This window comes from Ramlibacter albus (assembly GCF_014297445.1).
GTDB lineage: Bacteria > Pseudomonadota > Gammaproteobacteria > Burkholderiales > Burkholderiaceae_C > Ramlibacter > Ramlibacter albus.
The window spans coordinates 46571-64549 of record NZ_JACORU010000013.1 but is presented as its reverse complement, the minus strand read 5'-3'; the positions used below and the strand labels follow the sequence as shown (position 1 = coordinate 64549).

General features: G+C 69.5%; 18 protein-coding genes. 1 reads left to right on the top strand and 17 read right to left on the bottom strand.

The genetic code is table 11. The annotated features are described in order from the left end of the window. Positions 1-15: 15 nt before the first annotated feature. Together H8R02_RS25590 and H8R02_RS25585 are read right to left on the bottom strand one after the other, a co-directional pair. On the bottom strand, positions 16-1689 hold the full coding sequence (locus H8R02_RS25590; RefSeq protein WP_187084347.1) for a hydantoinase B/oxoprolinase family protein: 1674 nt from the start codon (positions 1687-1689) through the stop codon (positions 16-18). Beyond that, on the bottom strand, positions 1686-3773 hold the full coding sequence (locus H8R02_RS25585; RefSeq protein ID WP_187084346.1) for a hydantoinase/oxoprolinase family protein: 2088 nt from the start codon (positions 3771-3773) through the stop codon (positions 1686-1688). The genes H8R02_RS25590 and H8R02_RS25585 overlap by 4 nt, the downstream gene beginning before the upstream one ends. A 129-nt stretch (positions 3774-3902) precedes the next feature. Here H8R02_RS25585 and H8R02_RS25580 point away from each other — a divergent pair, with 129 nt between their 5' ends. After that, entirely contained in the window at positions 3903-4898 is a 996-nt protein-coding gene (locus H8R02_RS25580) for a LysR family transcriptional regulator (RefSeq protein WP_187084345.1), read from the top strand. Between the two features lie 9 nt (positions 4899-4907). Here the strand turns inward: H8R02_RS25580 and H8R02_RS25575 are convergent, their stop codons facing one another. From H8R02_RS25575 to H8R02_RS25505, 15 genes are all read right to left on the bottom strand, one after another. After that, positions 4908-6446 (bottom strand): acetolactate synthase large subunit, encoded by a 1539-nt coding sequence (locus H8R02_RS25575; RefSeq protein ID WP_187084344.1) that lies wholly within the window; start codon positions 6444-6446, stop codon positions 4908-4910. A 4-nt stretch (positions 6447-6450) separates the two neighbouring features. Then, positions 6451-7527 carry an ABC transporter substrate-binding protein gene (locus H8R02_RS25570; RefSeq protein WP_187084343.1) on the bottom strand — a complete coding sequence of 359 codons (1077 nt, stop codon included), beginning with the start codon at positions 7525-7527 and terminating at the stop codon, positions 6451-6453. Positions 7528-7557: 30 nt separating this feature from the next. Next, positions 7558-8352, bottom strand: a complete 795-nt coding sequence (locus H8R02_RS25565) for an aspartate/glutamate racemase family protein (protein ID WP_187084342.1) — start codon at positions 8350-8352, stop codon at positions 7558-7560. A gap of 31 nt (positions 8353-8383) precedes the next feature. Further along, positions 8384-9214: an ABC transporter permease gene (locus H8R02_RS25560; protein WP_187084341.1), complete on the bottom strand. Its 831-nt coding sequence runs from the start codon at positions 9212-9214 to the stop codon at positions 8384-8386. Continuing rightward, positions 9207-10031 (bottom strand): ABC transporter ATP-binding protein, encoded by an 825-nt coding sequence (locus tag H8R02_RS25555; protein ID WP_187084340.1) that lies wholly within the window; start codon positions 10029-10031, stop codon positions 9207-9209. Before H8R02_RS25555 ends, H8R02_RS25560 begins: the two co-directional genes overlap by 8 nt. 24 nt (positions 10032-10055) lie before the next feature. Beyond that, positions 10056-10856 (bottom strand): SDR family NAD(P)-dependent oxidoreductase, encoded by an 801-nt coding sequence (locus H8R02_RS25550; protein WP_187084339.1) that lies wholly within the window; start codon positions 10854-10856, stop codon positions 10056-10058. Beyond that, complete coding sequence (locus H8R02_RS25545) at positions 10853-11335, bottom strand: VOC family protein (protein WP_187084338.1); 483 nt, start codon at positions 11333-11335, stop codon at positions 10853-10855. The genes H8R02_RS25550 and H8R02_RS25545 overlap by 4 nt, the downstream gene beginning before the upstream one ends. Then, a complete protein-coding gene (locus tag H8R02_RS25540; protein WP_187084337.1) occupies positions 11332-11859 on the bottom strand; it encodes a VOC family protein in 528 nt (175 codons plus the stop codon). The genes H8R02_RS25545 and H8R02_RS25540 overlap by 4 nt, the downstream gene beginning before the upstream one ends. Then, a complete protein-coding gene (locus tag H8R02_RS25535; RefSeq protein WP_187084336.1) occupies positions 11856-12236 on the bottom strand; it encodes a cupin domain-containing protein in 381 nt (126 codons plus the stop codon). Before H8R02_RS25535 ends, H8R02_RS25540 begins: the two co-directional genes overlap by 4 nt. A gap of 7 nt (positions 12237-12243) precedes the next feature. Next, positions 12244-13008, bottom strand: coding sequence for a TetR/AcrR family transcriptional regulator (locus H8R02_RS25530; RefSeq protein ID WP_187084335.1), 765 nt, complete (start codon positions 13006-13008; stop codon positions 12244-12246). Beyond that, positions 13005-13982, bottom strand: a complete 978-nt coding sequence (locus H8R02_RS25525) for a tripartite tricarboxylate transporter substrate binding protein (RefSeq protein WP_187084334.1) — start codon at positions 13980-13982, stop codon at positions 13005-13007. Before H8R02_RS25525 ends, H8R02_RS25530 begins: the two co-directional genes overlap by 4 nt. Positions 13983-13991: 9 nt before the next feature. Next, on the bottom strand, positions 13992-14786 hold the full coding sequence (locus tag H8R02_RS25520) for an aspartate/glutamate racemase family protein (protein ID WP_187084333.1): 795 nt from the start codon (positions 14784-14786) through the stop codon (positions 13992-13994). 75 nt (positions 14787-14861) lie between these two features. Then, the gene (locus tag H8R02_RS25515) at positions 14862-15818 is read right to left on the bottom strand and encodes an NAD(P)H-dependent flavin oxidoreductase (RefSeq protein ID WP_187084332.1); all 957 of its coding nucleotides are present in this window, start codon (positions 15816-15818) and stop codon (positions 14862-14864) included. 14 nt (positions 15819-15832) lie between these two features. Continuing rightward, the gene (locus H8R02_RS25510) at positions 15833-17035 is read right to left on the bottom strand and encodes an ABC transporter substrate-binding protein (protein WP_187084331.1); all 1203 of its coding nucleotides are present in this window, start codon (positions 17033-17035) and stop codon (positions 15833-15835) included. After that, positions 17032-17979 carry a branched-chain amino acid ABC transporter permease gene (locus tag H8R02_RS25505; protein ID WP_187084330.1) on the bottom strand — a complete coding sequence of 316 codons (948 nt, stop codon included), beginning with the start codon at positions 17977-17979 and terminating at the stop codon, positions 17032-17034. Before H8R02_RS25505 ends, H8R02_RS25510 begins: the two co-directional genes overlap by 4 nt.

The window sequence follows — 17979 nt, the reverse complement described above, 5'->3', positions numbered from 1 at the left end:
GCCTTTCGTGCGGAATCAAAGAGTGGGTTCGTAGCCGTACTGCGTGCGCGCATGCTCGGCGGAGATCAGGCCGTCCTGCAGGTCGCGCTTGACCGCTTCGCGGCTGCGCTGGCGCGGGTCGCCGTAGCCGCCGCCGCCGGGGATCTGGCTGACGATGCGGTCGCCGGCGCGCAGCACCACCTGCTTGCCGGCGTCCTGCTGGTCGCCCCGGATGGACAGGAAGCCGCGCGGCGCGCTGCCGCCACCGAGCACGCCCAGCGGCGGGTGGATGAAGCGGCCGCCGCGGAAGCTGGCGAGCACGTCGCCGGAAGGGCCGAGATCGCCATCGAGCAGACGCAGCACATAGCGCTGGCCCAACCCGCCGCGGAATTGGCCAGGGCCCGCCGAGTCCTGCCACAGCGAACGCTCCTCGACGAGCACAGGCACTTCACTCTCGACCACTTCGGCCGGCGTGTTGCCCACGTTGTAGGGAAAGGCGAGGCACGACACACCGTCACGATGCGCGCGCGCGCCGAGGCCGCCGCTGGACACGTTGAAAGGTGCGAAGTTCTCGCCGTCGCTGCGCTTGCCGAACATGTACTGGCCCCACATCGGCGTGGCGCCCGCTTCCGCGCAGATGCGCTCCGGCGCGGCGGGCGCGATCGCCTGGTACACGAAGTCCGGCAGGAAGGTGCCGATAGCGGTGCGGCCGAACACCGGCGCGGGGAAGCGGCAGTTGAGCACGCTGCCTTCTTCCGCCACGACGCGGATCGGGCGCAGCGTGCCCTCGTTCACGGCGACCGGCAGGTCCAGCATGCACAGGATGCCGAACACGGTGTACGCGCTCGTGTAGGTGAGCGTGCAGTTGATCGCGGGCGCCACCTGCGGCGAGCTACCCGAGTAGTCCACGACGATCTCGTCGTCGGTGATGGTGACCGTGGTGCGGATCAGCAGCGTCTGGCCGCCGACGATGTCCACCTGCGCGTCGTGCGAGAAAGTGCCCTTGCGCAGCTTGCGGATCTCGCTGCGCGTCACCTCTTCGCTGCGCGCGACGATCTCGTCGGCCAGCGCCTGCAGGTCGGGCGCGCCCAGCTCGGTGCACAGCTCGCGCATGCGCTCGCTGCCCACGTGGCACGCGGCTACCTGCGCACCGAGGTCGCCCACCACGGTTTCGCTGGAACGCACGTTGGACTGGATGAAGGCGAGCACGTCCGTGTTCATCTCCCCAGCGCGGTGGAACTTGAGCATCGGGATGCGCAGGCCCTCCTCGTAGTTGTCGCGGCTTTCGGTGGTGGCGCGGCGGCCGCCGATGTCCACGTGGTGGCAGCACGTCATCACGTAGCCGATCAGCTTCGCGCGGTGGAACACCGGCAGCATGATGCTCACGTCGTTGTGGTGGCCGCTGCCGGCCCAGGGGTCGTTGCCGATCAGCACGTCGCCTTCCACCAACGTGGCGGGCGGGATGGCTTCGAGGAAGCGGTTGAGCATGGCGCCGAGCGGGCCGCACAGGCCGGGTGTGCTGTCGGGCGTCTGCGCGAGCAGCCTTGCGCGTGCGTCGAAGATCGCGCAGCCGTAGTCGCCGATGTCGCGCACCACGGTGGAGAAGGACGTGCGCCGCAGCGTGGAGCCGAGCTCGCCCACGATGGACACCATGCGGCGCCAGTACATCTCGAGCGTGATGGGGTCGATGGCGCGAGAGGCGGCGGTCATGCGTGGCTCCTTGCAGGTTCGAGTTGGATGATCAGGCTGCCGTTCGCGTCGACGTGCGCATAGGAGTCGCTGTGGATCACCGTGGTGGACTCATCTTCCTCCACGATGGCGGGGCCGGCAAAGTGGACGCCGGGCGCGATGGCGCTGCGGCGGTGCACCGAGAAATCCTTCCAGCTCTTCGTGCGGGCGCAGAAGGCGCGGCGGCTGCCGACGCGGCCGTCGCCCTTGCTTTCGGAGGTGGTGGCCGTCGGCAGGTCGATCACCTTCCGGCTCGCGCTGGCGGACAGGCGGAAGTTCATCACTTCCAGCGGCACGGGGAAGGTGCGGCCGTAGAGCTTGCGGTAGCTGCGCTCGAAGGCCTCCTGCATCGCCGCCGCGGCTTCGGCAGTATTCAGCTGCGCAGGCAGCACGGCGTTGACGTCGTAGCCCTGGCCCACGTAGCGCATGTCCACGCTGAATTCGTACGTGATGGACTCGGGCGCCACCGTCGAAGGCATGCGCTCGCGGCACTCGGCCATCAGCTCGGCCCTCACCTGCTCCAGCAACTCGGGGGTGATGCGCGAGAGCAGCGTGCGGCGCGAACGCACCGCGTCGTACGTGACGGGCGCGACGATCATGCCGAAGGCGGCGGCAACGCCGGCACGCGGCGGGATCAGCACGGTCTCGATCGCGAGGCGCGCGGCGAGGTCGCAGGTGTGCACCGGGCCGGCGCCGCCGAAGCCCACGAGCGCGCAGGACTTGGGGTTCTCGCCCTTCTCGCTGGTATAGGCCTTGGCGGCCGAGGCCATGTTCTCGTTCACGATGGCGTGGACGCCGAACGCGGCTTCCTCCACCGTGATGCCCAGCGGCTCGGCGAGGTGCTTGCGGATGGCTTCGACCGCCGCTTCGCGGTCGAGCTTCATGCGGCCGCCGAGGAAGTGCTCGGCGTCGAGATAGCCGAGCACGAGGTCGGCGTCCGAGACCGTGGGCAGCGTGCCGCCTTGCGCGTAGCACGCCGGGCCGGGTTGCGCGGAGGAGCTCTCCGGGCCCACTTGCAGAGTGCCGACCGGCGTGCGCTTGGCGATGCTGCCACCGCCCGCGCCGATCTCGATGAGGTCGACGACGGAGATGCGGACCGGCAAACCGCTGCCGGGCTTGAAGCGGTGCATGTGCGCCACTTCGAAGTCGTTGGTGCGCAGCGCCTTGCCGTTCTCCACGAGCGCGAGCTTGGCGGTGGTGCCGCCCATGTCGAACGCGAGCACCTTGTCGAGGTCCGCGAGGCGCGCGAAGTGCGCGGCGCCGAGCGTTCCGGCCGCAGGGCCGGACTCGATGATCTGTACGGGGAACTGCCGCGCGAAATCGACGGAGTTGATGCCGCCGCTGGACTGCATCATCAGCAGGCCGCCGGCGAAGCCTTGTGCGCGCACGCGCTCTTCCAGCTTGGTGAGGTAGCGGGAGGTGACGGGCTTGGCGTACGCGTTGAGCGTGGTGGTGCTCGTGCGCTCGTACTCCTTCATCTCCGGCAGCACCTCGCTGGAGATCGTCACCGCCACTTGCGGCGCCATCTCGGCCACGATCTGCGCCACGCGGCGCTCGTGCGCGGGGTTGGCGTAGGAATGCAGCAGGCAGACCGCGATTGATTCGCAGTCGGCATCGATGAGCGCCTGCACGGCACTGTGCACCGAAGCTTCGTCCAGCGGCTGCAGCACTTCGCCACTCGCGTGCATGCGCTCGTCCACTTCCAGCCGCAGGCGCCGCGGCACCAGCGGCGCCGGGAATTCGATCTGCAGGTCGTAAGCGTCGAACCGCTTCTCGCGGCCGATCTCCAGCACGTCGCGAAACCCGCGCGTCGTGATCAGGCCGGTGCGCGCGCCCTTGCGCTCGATGACGGCGTTGATGACGAGTGTGGTGCCGTGCACCATCGCGTCGATGCGCTTGGCCGTGCTGCCCGCGCGCTGCGCGAGTTCGCGCACGCCCTGGTCGATGGCCAGGGAGGGGTCGGAGGGTGTGGTGAGGGTCTTGTAGACCTCGATGCGGCCGGTGCCTTCGTCCACCTGGACGAAGTCGGTGAAGGTGCCGCCGATGTCGCTGCCGACGGTGATCATGCGTTGTCCTTGTGGGGTTCCATTCGCCCCAGTCTAGGAATGCCGGCGGTGCGGCGAAACCTCGCGCACGTCAAAATGAGCTTTGACAAATTGTTGAAGCCCCGAACCCTATCGTTCTAGGTAGTAACCATGGACAAGCTGCGCGCCCTGGAATATTTCCTCGCCACCGCCCGCACCCGCAGTTTCTCGGCCGCGGCGCGCGAGCTCGATGTGAGCGTCGCCGCCGTGGCAAGGCTGGTCTCGACGCTGGAGACCAATCTTGGCGTGAACCTGTTCGAACGCACGCCGCAAGGCATCAAGCTCACGGCCGACGGCGCGGCGTATCTCGACATGTGCCAACCGATCCTGCAGCAGCTGCAGGTCGCGGACGAGGCGCTGCGCGGCGCCGCGTCACGGCCGAAGGGCACGCTGGTGGTGGGTTGCCCGACCATCCTGTCGCAGCACTGCATCCTGCCAGAGCTTCCGGCCTTCCACGCGCGCTACCCCGAGATCCAGATCGACGTGCGCACGGTCGACAAGCCCACCGCCGTCGAAGCGAACGTCGCGGAAGTGCAGGTGGTCTATGGCTGGCCCGAAGCGGCAGGATTGATCCAGCGCCGGCTCGCCAACACGCGGCTGCTGATCTGCGCGTCGCCCGGCTACTGGAACAAGCACGGCGTGCCGTCCACCATCGAAGAGCTGGAGCAGCACCAATGCCTGCTGTTCCGCGACCAGGAGGGCACGGTCATCGACTTCTGGGAGCACGAGCGTGAGGGCCTGAAGCGGTCCGCATCGGTGTCGGGCTGGCTCGTCAGCACGCACCGCGACGACGTGCTGCAAGCCGTCATCGCGGGACAGGGCGTGGGGCGCTTCAGCGACCTGTCGATCCGCGAGCCGCTGCGCACCGGGCAGCTCGTGCCCGTGCTGCTCGATTGGGAGTCGCGCCATGCGCCGCCGATCAACCTGCTCTACCGCAGCAGCCAGCGCCGGCTGCCGCGCGTGCGGCTCTTCATCGACTTCCTCGTGAACGTCTTCCGGCGCATGGAGGAAGAGCGCGCGCCCGAGCTGCAGGTGCACCTCACGCCCGAGCGGCCGGACTGGTACCGGCGCCGGCACGGCCGCGCGTCCGCGACGCCGCGGCATTGAGCGCAACGCTCAGACGAGCAGCTCGATGAGGAACGGCCCTTCGCGGCCGAAGCCCTGCTTCATCAGCGAGGCGCACTCTTCCATCGTGCTCGCGGTCGCGGCCTCCACGCCCATGCCGCGCGCGAGCTCGGGCCACCGCAGCTCCGGGTTCGCGAGGTCCAGCATGCGCATGGCCGTCGGCCCCGGCGATGCGCCGACGGCCTTCAGTTCGTTGACCAGGATCGCGTACTTGCGGTTGCTCAGGATCACGGTGGTCACCGGCAGCTTCTCGCGGGCCTGCGTCCACAGCGCCTGCAGCGAATACATCGCCGAGCCGTCGGCCTGCAGGCTGAGCACGCGTCGCCCGCCACCGCACCCGATGGCCGCGCCGGTCGCCACCGGCAGGCCGTCGCCGATGGCGCCGCCCGCGAGGTGCAGCCAGTCGTGCGGCGCCGCGGCGTGCGTGAACTTGTAGAACCCGCGCCCGTACGAAACGCTTTCGTCCGACACGATCGCCTGCTCCGGCAGCAAGGCCGCCACCGTCTGCGCGAGCTTCTCGGGTGTCGGCGCGCCGCCTGCAACCTCAGGACGCGGGCCGGGATCGGGGATCGCCGCGGCCGGAACGCGCAGCGCTTCGGCCAGCGCACGCAGCGCGGCCACGCCGTCCTGCTCCGGCCGGGCCAGCACGTGCACGTTCGCGCCGGGCGCGACCAGGCGTGACGGCTTGCCGGGGTAAGCGAAGAAGCCGACGGGCGCCTTCGCGCCCACGAGCACGACGTCCGCGAATTTCGCGAGCGCCTCGATCGCGAGGTCGGTGCTGTACGGCACGCGCTCGAGCTGCACCCGGCCGCGCCCGCGCGCGACGCGACCGATCACGTAGTCGGCCATCAGCGTCGCACCCGTGGCCGCGGCGATGCGCCAGGCCGCGGCCTGCCCTTCGTCCAGCGCGGCGGCGCCCGCGAGCAGCAGAAGCACCTTGCGGCCGGAGCGCAGCACCCGCGCCGCGTTGTCGATGGCGTGGCCGTCGACGGGCTGCGCGGTGGGCGCGTGCATTTGCGCCACTTCGCCGCCCTCGTCCCACGAAGCGTCCGACGGCAACACGAGCGTGGCCACTTGGCCGGGCAGCGTGCACGCCGCCTCGATCGCGGCCGCCGCGTCACGTCCGGCATCGGCCGCAGCGCTGCAGGTGCGCACCCACGCCGACACGGTGCGCGCCATGCCCTCGGTGTCGGCAGCCAGCGGCGGATCGTGCGGCCGGTGCCAGGTGGCCTGGTCGCCGACGATGTTGACGATGCCGCTGCCCGCGCGCCGCGCGTTGTGCAGGTTGGCCATGCCGTTGGCCAGGCCCGGCCCGCAGTGCAGCAGCGTGCACGCGGGCTTGCCCGCCATGCGCCAGTAGCCGTCGGCCATGCCGGTGACGACGTTCTCCTGCAGCCCGAGCACGCAGTGCATGCCGCGCGCCTGGTCGAGCGCGGCCACGAAATGCATCTCGCTCGTGCCGGGGTTCGCGAAACAGGTGTCGACGCCGGCGCCCAGCAGGGTTTCGACGACGCTGCGGGCGCCGTTCACGGCGTCACGCCTTCCACTGCTTCGCCTGGCGGATCACCTTGTCATGGTCGAAGTTGTTGATCTCGCGCACCATGCTGCCGTCCCACACCTTGGCCGCCGGCATCGGCGCTTTCATCTGGCCACCCGCCACCAGCAGTTGCTGGTAGCCGGCGATCTGCCGCTCCGTGACGTTGCCGAACAGGCCGCCGGGCCTCTCCACGTTCTTCAGCCGCGCCTGCAGCGGCAGCAGGCTCTTGCGCATGGCTTCGGCCTCCGGCATGCCGCGCGGCCTGGTCGCGGGGTACACCTTCCAGTGGATGTGCACGGCGGCCTCGGGGTTGGTCTGGCAGAACAGGATCGACTTCGCGACACCGCGCGCCAGCCCGATGAGCATCGGGCGGTTCTTGTCGATGTCCTCCTGCCGCACGATCAGGCCCGCGTTGAAGCCGACGTTCTCGCGCTTGACGAAGTCGCCGGCCAGCTCGCGCAGCTTCACGCCCTCGCCCTCGATGCCGGCATAGAGCCCGTCGTAAAGCGCGAGCGCGTCGACACGGTTGGTCGTGAGCGCATGCGCGGCTTCCACGCCTTCGCCCACCGCCACGAAGTTGAGGCTGGCGGGGTTGCCGCCGGCCTGCTGCACCAGCGCCTTGAGCATCGGCACCTGGCTGTTGGCCAGGCTCTGCACGCCCACCGTCTTGCCGCTCAGGTCCGCGATGGTCTTCAGCGGGCTCTTGTCCAGCACCGCCGGCAGGCTGTTGAGCGCGTTGGTGTGGATGAAGTACGTCTTCAGGCCCGCGTCGGGGAATTTCTCGAGCAGCGCGAAGAGCGCCGAGTGCGTACCCGGCACCATGTCCACCTTCTTGGCCTGCAGCGCCTGCAGCGCGACGTTGGCGCCGGGCAGGCCGATCACCTCGACGTCGAGGTTCTCCTCTTTCCAGTACAGCTCCAGCGGCGTGGAGCTGAAGTACGCCGCGAGCGTCTGCATGGTGGTGACGGCGCCGCCGACCACCACCTTGGTGCGCTGCTGGGCGCGCAGCCCGAGCGGGGCCGCCACGGCGCCCGCGCCGAGCAGGCACGCCTTGAGGAACGTCTGTCGCTTCATGTCTGTCTCCTTGGGTGGGGTTCGGCGGGTTCAGCCGTCGCGCAGCAGGTCGACCTTGTAGGCGGCGCCGACCTTGCGCACCAGCTCCGCCGGCGGGGCTTCGTACAGCGTGCGGCGGCTCACGCACACGCCCGTGAGCTTGTGCATCACGGCCATCGTTTCGGAAACCTTCGCGAGCAGCGTGTACGTGTCGAGCACCGGCACGCCCTCCACCTCGAAGATGCCCATCTGCGCGAGCAGCGCGCCGGGCGGGCCGGGCAGCACCAGCACTTCGGCGCCGCGGTCGATGGCGCGGCGTGCGGCGCGCTTGGTCTCCTCCACCACCGCATCGGCCACCGCGGGGTCGGTGAAGGCGTCCTCCTGCTTGCGCACGTCGTCGAAGAACAGCGCCTCGCAGCCGGCGAAGCGGTCGCGCAGGCCGTAGCCGTGGATGATCTCGCGGTAGCGCGCGCTGATCTTGCGGTTGGCCACGATGAAGCCGAAGCGCTCGCCCATCGTGCAGGCGGTGAAGCAGTTCACTTCCATGAACGACACGACGGGGATGTCGAGCATCTCGCGCAGCTCCACCAGCGCGGGGTCGAGCGAGTTGGCGAGCACGAACGCGTCGTAGCCGCCGCCCTGCCGCACCTTCAGCGCGTTGTCGATCACCTCGCGCGTGTCGTAGTTGTAGAACAGGCGGTACTGGTCGCCCAGCACGCCCTGCGTGGTGCCGCGCACTTCGACGGTGGTGCCGGGCGAGACCACGCGGTCCACGAGTTTCTGGGTGGCGGCGATGAAGTTCTTCATCCCCGTCTCGGAGGAAAGCAGCTGGTACCAGAGTCGCATCGGGAGTGTCCTTGTGGTGGAAGTGGAAGGCTCAGGCGGAGACCTGGCTGATGTCCTGCGCCCAGAACGCCACGCGCTTTTCCAGCTGCTTCATCAGCGCGTGCAGCAGCACACCGATGGCCATGAGCAGCAGCAGGCACGCGTACACGCTGGGCAGGTCGAAATTGGCCTTGGACTGCAGCATCACGTAGCCGACGCCTGCATTGGTGCCCACGAATTCGGCGACCACGGTGCCGATCAGCGCGAAGATCACGCCTATGTGCAGCCCCGCGAAGATGTAGGGCAGCGCGTGCGGCAGCCGCAGGCGCACGAACAGCTGCAGGCGCGTGGCGCCCAGCGAGCGCATCAGCTCGAGGTGGTCGCGGTCGCGCAGCTTCAGGCCGTGCAGCGCGTTCATCAGGATCGGGAAGAAGCACGCCGTGATGACGATCACCGTCTTGGACAGCTCGCCGAAACCGAACCAGATGACCACCAGCGGCGCGATCGCGACCTTGGGCATGCTCTGGAAGGCGACGAAGAACGGCGTGAGCACGCGCTCGAGCACCGGCACGCTCGCCAGCGTGCCGGCGATGGTGATCGCCGCGGTGGCCGCGATGAAGAAGCCCGCGAAGATCGAGCCGACGGTGGAGCGCAGGTGGGGCAGGTAGAAGCCCGACGTGAAGCCGTCGACCAGCACCGCCCAGATCTGGCTGGGCGCCGGCAGCACGAGCTTGGAGACCCAGCCGCGCTGCGCCGCGACCTCGGCCAGCCCGACCAGCAGCACGAGCAGCGTAAACGACGCGGCGTATTCGAGAGCGCGTGTGCCGCCGCCGAGAGGGGCGCGCTGCACGGGCGCGGGTGCATCCAGGACGGCGTCAGCCATGCGCAACCTCCGCGGGGCGGACGTCGCCGCGGTCCAGCAGCGCCCGGATTTCGGCGACGGCGCGGATGAAGCGCGCATCGCCCTTGGTGGAAAGAAGGCGCGGCCGCGGCAGGTCGATCGGCAGCGTCGCCACCAGCTGGCCCGGGCCGCGCGAGAACACCATGACACGGTCGGACAGCAGCACGGCCTCCTCGATGTCGTGGGTGACGAAGAGCACCGTCTTGCGCTGCTCGCGGCTGATGCGCTGCAGCTCCATGTTCAGCTGCTCGCGCGTCATCGCGTCGAGCGCGCCGAAGGGCTCGTCCATGAACAGCACCTCGGGGTCGTGCAGCAGCGCGCGCGCGATCGAGGCGCGCTGCTGCATGCCGCCGGACAGCTGGTTCGGGTAGCTGTGGGCCGCGCGGCCGAGGTGGACCAGCTCGATGAGCCGCAGCGCGCGCTCGCGCGCCTCGGCGCGCGGCAGGCCCAGGATGTCGGCCGGCAGCATCACGTTCTCGAGCACCGTGCGCCACGGCAGCAGCGCCGCGCCCTGGAACACGAAACCATAGGCGCCGGGCTGGATGCCGCGCCCCGTGTCGCGATAGGTGATCGCCCCCTCGCTGGCGCCCACCAGCCCCGCGGCCATCTTGAGCAGCGTCGTCTTGCCGCAGCCGCTGGGGCCCACGAAGCTCACGAACTCCGCGGGCGCGATCGATTCGTTCACCGGCAGCAGGGCCGGCGCAGGGCGGCCCGCCGCGCTGCGATACGTCTTGCCGGCGCCCTGGATGCGCAGCACGGGCGCGGCCACGACGGGAGGGGGTTCAACTGCAAGCAACATGCGGGTCGTCCTTTGCGCAGGGGCTCAGTCGCGCGCGAAGCCGCCGTCGACCACGAACACTTCGCCGGTGGTGTAGCCGGCCGCGGGCGACGCCGCGAACACGATCGTGGCGGCCGCCTCGTCCAGCGTGCACCAGCGCTTGCCGGGCAGCGCGACGCGCTGCGCCCACTGCTTCTTGGTCTCTTCGGGGCTCGTGCCGGGCGGGCTCATCTGCGCCACCCAGGCCTGCGTGCGTTCGGGCACTTCCACGAAGTTCGGCGCGACGCAGTTCACGCGGATGCCGTGCTGGCCGAGCTCGGCGGCGAGCGCCTTGGTGAAGCGGATCTCGGCCGCTTTCGCCGGGCCGGTGCAGGTGGAGAAGAACGGCGGGTCCAGCACCTGCAGCCCGGAGCAGCCCGCGACGTTGACAATGGCGCCCGCGCCCTGCCGGATCATCACCGGCGCAATGCGCTGGGTCACGCGGAACTGCGCGAAGAAGTTCAGCGCCATGCCGTTGACGAGCTCGTCGTCGGTGACTTCGAGGAACGGCTTGTAGATGCCGGTGCCCGCGTTGTTGACGAGTACGTCCACGCGGCCGAAGCGGGCCATCACCGCGTCGCGCAGCCCGTCGATCTCCGCGGGCCGCGTCACGTCGCAGGCATGGAAGCCAACCTCGGTGCCGGTCTCGGCGGCGATGGACCCGGCGGCTTCGCGCAGGCGCCCTTCGCCACGCGCGCAGATGAAGAGGCGCGCGCCTTCGCGCGCGAACTGCTGCGCGGTCGCCAGGCCGATGCCGCTGCTGCCGCCGGTGAGCAGCACCACCTGGTCCTTCAGTTGCAGGTTCATGCGCCACCCCCAGCCCTGTGCGGGCGGTAGGTGGCGAGGTCGTTGCGCTGCACGAATTCCACGCAATTGCCTTCGGGGTCCTCGGCGAACGCGAGGTCCACGACGCCGGGTCGGAATGCCACCGGCTCGGCGCCGGTGCGCACCGTCGCGCCGGCGCCGCGCAGCGCCGCGATGACCGCGCGAACGTCGGGCACGATGAACGTGAGGTACGCGAAGCCGTGCCGCTGCATGACGAAATCGCCGCGCGCGCCCGGCGTGGCCGGCTGCTGCGGCACGACGATCTTCAGGCGGTCCCCGCCTTCGGTCTGGAGCCGCGCGATCGCATAGCCCTGCGGCGACAGGCCCGCCGCGCGCGCGGGCTGCGCGGGGATCTCGTCGAGCGAGAAGAGCTGCATGCCGAGCACGCCCTGGTAGAACGCCAGCATCGGCTCCATGGCGCCCGCCACGATGGCCGGCTCGAAGGGCGCGCTGACCTTCACGGCCGCTGCTCCGCGCCGGGCCACGTGGAAGGGTCGCGCATCCGAAAGCCCTTGCGCACCAGCTCGATGAAGAAGCCGCCCACGCTGCGCGTGTCCATGTAGACGGCCACCGCGGTGCCGCTCTCCTTCTGCAGCATGGGCGGGAAGCCCGAGGCGCGGAAAGCGGCGATGGACGCATCGAAGTCCTCGACCTCGAACGCGAGGTGCTGCAGGCCCTCCCCGCGCTCGGCCAGGAACTGCTCGTGCACCGGGTTGCGCCCCGCGTGCAGCTCGATGATCTCGAGGTCCACGCCGGCGGACAGCGGCGCCAGCGCCATGTGCAGCGTGTAGGTGCAGCGCTCGCCGAGCACGATGGCGGTGTTGGTGTACTCGAAGCGGTCGAACGGGCCCGCGACCAGCAGCGAGAGGTTGTTGATCGCCCGCTCGCGGTCGCGCACCACCATGCACGCATGGTCCAGGCGCGCGCCCGCCAGCAGCGGCTTCAGCCCCGCGGCGGTGTCCGGCAAGGCGATGCCCGTGTTCACGCCTGCGCTTCCGTGAAGAACCGCGTGCCCGACTCGAACAGGTTGGGCTTGTTGAAGATCGAGAGGAACACCGCGCCGCCCTTGGAGTGCGCGATGTGCCGGTTGCCGCCCGGCCGCCACACGAAATTGCCCGGCGTGCACGAGCCTTCGTGGTCGGTGAGGTCGCCCTCGAGCATGTAGGTCATCTCCAGCGCCTGGTGCTCGTGCAGCGGCACGACCGCGCCGGGCGCGAGCTTGAAGAGGATGGCGGAGCGGCCGTCGTCGTCGCTGTAGAGGATCTTCATCTCGATGCCCTCGAACTGCGTCGGCGACCACGGCATGGCCGCGGCGTCGACGAAGTGCGAGCACAGCTCGGGCGGGTTGAAGGGTGTGGGCATGGCGGTCCTATTTCTTGCGGGGTGCGGCCTCGAAGCCGGCGGTGCAGAAAGCCACGACCTCGGCGATCGCGTCCTCGACGTTCCAGTTGCGCGGCGTGCGGGGCTCCGCGGCGGGCGGGCGCAGCATGCGCTGCGGGCCGGCGAGCGCGTAGATGAGCGCGCCGACCATCAGGTTGTAGCGCCACAGCAGCGTCTCGGCCGAGAGCCTGGGCAGCAGCTCGGCGAAGGTGGCGATGAAGCGGCTGCGCACCTCGCCGTAATACGCCTCGAGGAACACGTGCTCCTTGGGCATGGCCAGCATGCGGCTGAGGAAGCGCATCATCACCACGCCCTGCGAACCGTGCGACTTCGGGTCGCCCAGCAGCAGCGGCGGGCGCACGAAGGCTTCCACCACGTCGCGCAGGGCGGGCTTGCCGCCGCGGCCGCGCGCCCGGGCGGCGGCCAGCAGGTCCAGGCGGTGCTGGTTGACCGGGATCACGCGGCGCGCGAACAGCGCCTCGAACAGTTTTTCCTTGGAGCCGAAGTGGTAGTTGACCGCCGCGACGTTGGCCTGCGCGGCATCGGCGATGTCGCGGATGGAGACCTGCGCGAAGCCCTCTTCCGCGAACAGGGCCTCGGCCGCGTTGAGGATGTGGTCCTTCTTGCGCTCGACCGACACCTCCGCGAGCGCACGGGCCTTGCGGCCACGGGGGGCGGGGGTTGCGTCGTCGAGCGCGCCGGCGGAGGCGGCCGGCGCGCTGTCGTCCCGCAGGCGTTCGGGCATCTCGTTCATTCGGGCTGGATGTTGGCGCGCTTGATGACCACGGCCCACTTCTCGGTTTCCGTGCCGAGGAAGCGGCCGAACTGCTCCGGCGACCACGCCGCGGGCACCACGCCCATGTCGTGCAGGCGGTCCTTGACCGACGAGTGCGCGATGGCCTTCACGATCTCCGCGTTGAGCTTCGCAAGCACGTCCGGCGGTGTCTTGCCGGGTGCGACGAAGCCCCACCACACCGTGGCCTCGAAGCCGGGCACGCCCGACTCGGCCACCGTGGGCACGTCCGGCAGCAGGTCGAAGCGCTTGGCGCTGCCGACCGCGATGGCCTTCAGGCGCTGGGCCTTGATCTGCGGCATGGCCAGCGGCGGGTCGATGAACATGACGTCCACGCGGCCCGACTGCAGGTCCACGAACGCCTGCGTGCCGCCCTTGTAGGGCACGTGCGCGATGTCGACCTGCGCCGCGGCCTTGAGCATCTCGCTCGCGAGGTGGCCGGAGGTGCCGGTGCCTCCTGTTGCGTACGTCACCTTGCCCGGCTGCGACTTCGCGAGCGCGACCAGCTCCTGCATGTTCTTCGGCGCGAACGAGGGCGCGGCCACGAGGATCAGCGGGGACGCGCCGATGTACGCAACCGCCGCGAAGTCCTTCATCATGTCGAAGGGCTGGTTGCGGTAGAGCGTGGTGTTGGCCGCCAGCCCGTTGGCGCCGATCAACAGCGTGTAGCCGTCCGCCGGCTGCGTGGCCACGTAGGCGGTGGCGATGTTGCCGCCCGCGCCGGGCTTGTTCTCGACCACCACCGGCTGGCCCACCTGCTCGGACAGCCGCTGGCCGACCATGCGTGCGAGCGTGTCCACGCCGCCGCCCGCGGAGAACGGCACGATGATGCGGATCGGCTTCGAAGGCCAAGCCTGCGCGTACGCGCCGCCCGCAAAGGCGACGAGGGCCGCCGCCGCGACGACGCAGCGGATGAATTCAAACAGCTGTTTCATTGGGATCCCTCAACCGTTGCGAAGCGGCGGCACACCGTAGGCCGCGCCGACCTTGCGGACGAGCTCGGGCGCCGGCGCGGCGTACAGGAGGTGGCGGCTGACGCAGGTGCCGGTGAGCTTGTGCATGACCGCCATGGTCTCGGCCGTCTTGGCGAGCAGCGTGTAGGTGTCCAGCAGCGGCACGCCGTCGATCGTGAAGACGCCGCGCTGGGCCATCAGCGTGCCGGGCGGGCCGCCCACGAAGAGCACCTCCGCGCCCTTGTCGATCGCGCGGCGGCCGGCCGCCACGAGCTGCTCCTGCAGCATGTCGCCGAACGCCGAGTCGGTGAAGCCGAGGTCGAGGCTGCGGGTGTCCGCCACCTCCATCGGCTCCATCGCGGCCAGCCGGTCGGCGATGCCGTAGCCGTAGACGATGGAGCGGTACCACGCCATCAGCTTGCGGTTGACGCCTATCACGCCGAAGCGCTCGCCGAACGTGCAGGCCGTGAACGCGCACGTCTCCATGAAGGCGACGACCGGGATGTCGAGCATCTCGCGCAGCTCGACCAGGACCGGGTCCATCGAGTTGGCGATGACGAACGCGTCGTAGCCGCCCTCCTGCCGGATGCGCAGCGCGTTGTCGATGACCTCGCGCGTGTCGTAGTTGCAGAACAGGCGGTACTGGTCGCCGATGACGCCGTGCGTCGTGCCGCGGACCTCGACCGTCACGCCGGGCGGCATGGCCCGGTCGACGAGCTTCTGCGTCGCGTCGAGGAAACCCCGCATGCCGGTTTCCGACGAGAGCAGCTGGAACCAGATTTTCACTACGCTACCTCAAACAGTCGTTTGAAATAGAATAGGCGCAATCCTTGATCCAGATCAAGGAAAAGATGGCAGGGGTTAACCCTTGTGCGTGCTCGCCAGGCGGTCCAGGCGCGCGCGGTACTCGCGCGCGAGCCGCGCGACCAGCGTCGCGGTGGGCACGACCTCGGTCACCGCGGCGATCCCCTGCCCGCAACCCCAGATGTCCTTCCACGGCTTCTTGCGGTCGGTGCCGAAGTTCATCTGGCTCGCGTCGCTCTGCGGCAGCGCGTCCGGGTCCAGCCCCGCGGCCACGATCGAGCCGCGAAGGTAGTTGCCGTGCACGCCGGTGAACAGGTTGGAATACACGATGTCGCGGCTGCTGCTGCCGACGATCATCGCTTTGTAGGCCGGGTCGGCGCGCGCTTCCTCGGTCGCGATGAACGCCGAGCCGATGTAGCCGAAGTCCGCGCCTGCGGCCAGCGCCGCGAGCAGCGCGTCACCGGTCGCGATTGCGCCGCTCAACGCAAGCGGCCCGCGAAACCAGCGGCGGATCTCGTGCACCAGCGCGAAAGGGCTGATGGTGCCCGCATGCCCGCCCGCACCGGCCGCGACGGCGACCAGCCCGTCAGCGCCCTTCTCGACCGCCTTGCGCGCGAACGCATCGTCGATCACGTCGTGCAGCACCACACCGCCCCAACCGTGCACCGCGGCATTGATCTCGGGCCGCGCGCCGAGCGACGTGATGACGATCGGCACCTTGTAGCGCTCGCACACGGCCATGTCGTGCTCCAGCCGCGTGTTGCTCCGGTGCACGATCTGGTTGATGGCGAACGGCGCCGCGGGCGCCTCGGGGTGCTTGCGGTCGTGCGCGGCGAGGGTCTCGGTGATCTCGGCCAGCCAGTCGTCCAGCAGCTCGGGCGGGCGCGCATTGAGCGCCGGCATCGAGCCGACGATGCCGGCCTTGCATTGCGCGATGACCAGCTGCGGCGTGCTGATGATGAACAGGGGCGCCGCGATGGCGGGCAGGCGCAGCTTGCGGAAAGCGGGGTGCATGGGTTCCCGAAAGGTCAGAAGATCGAAACGAAACCGCCCAGGCGGTTCCAGCGCTTGCCGTCGAACACCACCGGCTGCAGCGACTTGATGAGGCGATAGTCGTCGGGGCTGCTGCTCACCACGACACCGGGCAGGAACATCGGCAACTGCACCGCCTTGATCGACGCCGCGTGCTTGAGCACGTTCTCGCGCGTGAGGTTGTCGCCGCACGCGCGCAGGATCTCCGCCATCAGCTTCGCACTGGAATACGCATAGACGTGCGAGCCCAGGCGCAGGTCGGCTTCAGGCCGGTACTTCTTCATGAACGCGAGCCACTCGCGGAACGCGGCGTCGTTCTCCCACTGCGTGTCGTTCGGGTCCTTGGCATACGCGGTGGAGATCACGCCGACGGCCTTCTCGGGGCCCGCGGGGGTGAACACCGCGCCGATCAGCGCGGCACCCTGCGCGAGGTAGTGCGTGGGCTTCCAGCCGGTGTCGTGGATGCGGCGCAGCGTCTGGATCGCGGCCTTGGCGGTGCTGAAGCTCACCAGCACGTCGGCACCGGCGCCGCGCAGCTGCACGATCTGCGAGTCGACCGTCGGGTCGGTGACTTCGTACGAAGCCTCGGCGACGATCATCGACTTCGCCTTCGCACCGAGCCCTTCCTTCAGCCCGCGCAGGTAGTCCTTGCCGTAATCGTCGTTCTGGTAGAGCACGCCGATCTTCGCGTTGGGCCGGTTCTCCAGGATGTGCCGTGCGTAGACGCGCGCCTCGGACGGGTAGTCCGGGTAGAAGCCCATCGACCACGGGTGCCCCTTGGGGTCGTTCCACTTGGACGCGCCCGTCAGCAGCAGCAGGTGCGGCACCTTCTTCGCGTTGAGGTAGCGGTGCACCGCGGAATTGGTCGCGGTGCCGAACATGCCGTACAGCAGCAGCACCTGGTCCTGCTCCACCAGCCGGCGCACGCCCTCCACGGTCTTCGGCGGCGAGTAGCCGTCATCGAGGCTGAGGAAATTCACCTTGCGGCCGTTGATGCCGCCCTGCTCGTTGAGCATGCGGAAATACGCGGCCTGCGTCTTGCCGACCTCACCGTAGATCGACGCGGCGCCGCTGTACGGCATGGTCTGGCCGATGCGGATCTCGGTGTCCGACGCGCCGGGGTCGTAGCGCTTCTGCGCGGCGGCATTGCCGCAGGCCAGCGCCAGCGTGGCGGCGATGGCCAGGATGATCGACTTCATGGTTTGCTCCTCGCAGGAATGCGGTTCTTCAGGTGGCGGATGCCGCCCGCCGCGCCGGTGGGCCACAGCAGCACCAGCAGCAGCAGGATGGCACCGTAGACGGCCCACGGCGCCGATTTCGAGACCTGCTCGGCGACGCGCGGCACGAACTGGATGAACACCGCGCCGTACACGGCACCTTGCAGCGAGCCGAGGCCGCCGACGACGGCGCCCACCAGCAGCGTGATCGACAGGAAGATCGAGAAGCTGTCGGGCGCGACGAACTGCACGACGATCGCCGACAGCGCGCCGCCGACGCTGGTGCACAGCGCCGACAGGCCGAAGGTGAGCGTCTTGATGCGCGCGTTGTCCACGCCCATGGCCTGCGCGGCGATCGGGTGGTCGCGCACGGCGACGATGTCCAGGCCGAAGCCACCGCGCAGCAGGTTGCGCGCGCAGGCGAACAACACCGCCGCGACGGCGAGGCAGAAGAAGTACAGCCACTGGTCCGCATCCACTGGCAGGCCGAACGGTGCCTCCGGCTTCACCAGCACCAGCCCTTGCGAGCCGCCGGTCCAGGCTTCGAACCCCTTGTACTTCAGCAACTGCGGCGTGGCCACGCCCAAGGCGAAGGTGGCGAGCGCGAGGTACACGCCATCGAGCTTGAGCGCAGGCCGGCCGAACAGCCAGCCGAGCACGCCGCCGAGCGCAGCCGCCGCCGGCAGCGTCGCCCAGTACGGCCAGCCTGCGTGCTCCATCAGCATGCCGGCGACGTATGCCCCGAGCGCGAAGAACGCCCCGTGGCCCAGCGAGATCTGCCCGTTGTAGCCGGTGAGCAGGTTCAGCCCGAGCAGCGCCACCGCGTAGGTGATGACGATGGTGAGTTCGAACACCGCGTAGCCGGGCAGCACGAACGGCGCGGCACACGCGATCAACACGGCGGCGGGCAGCAGCAACCGGTTCAT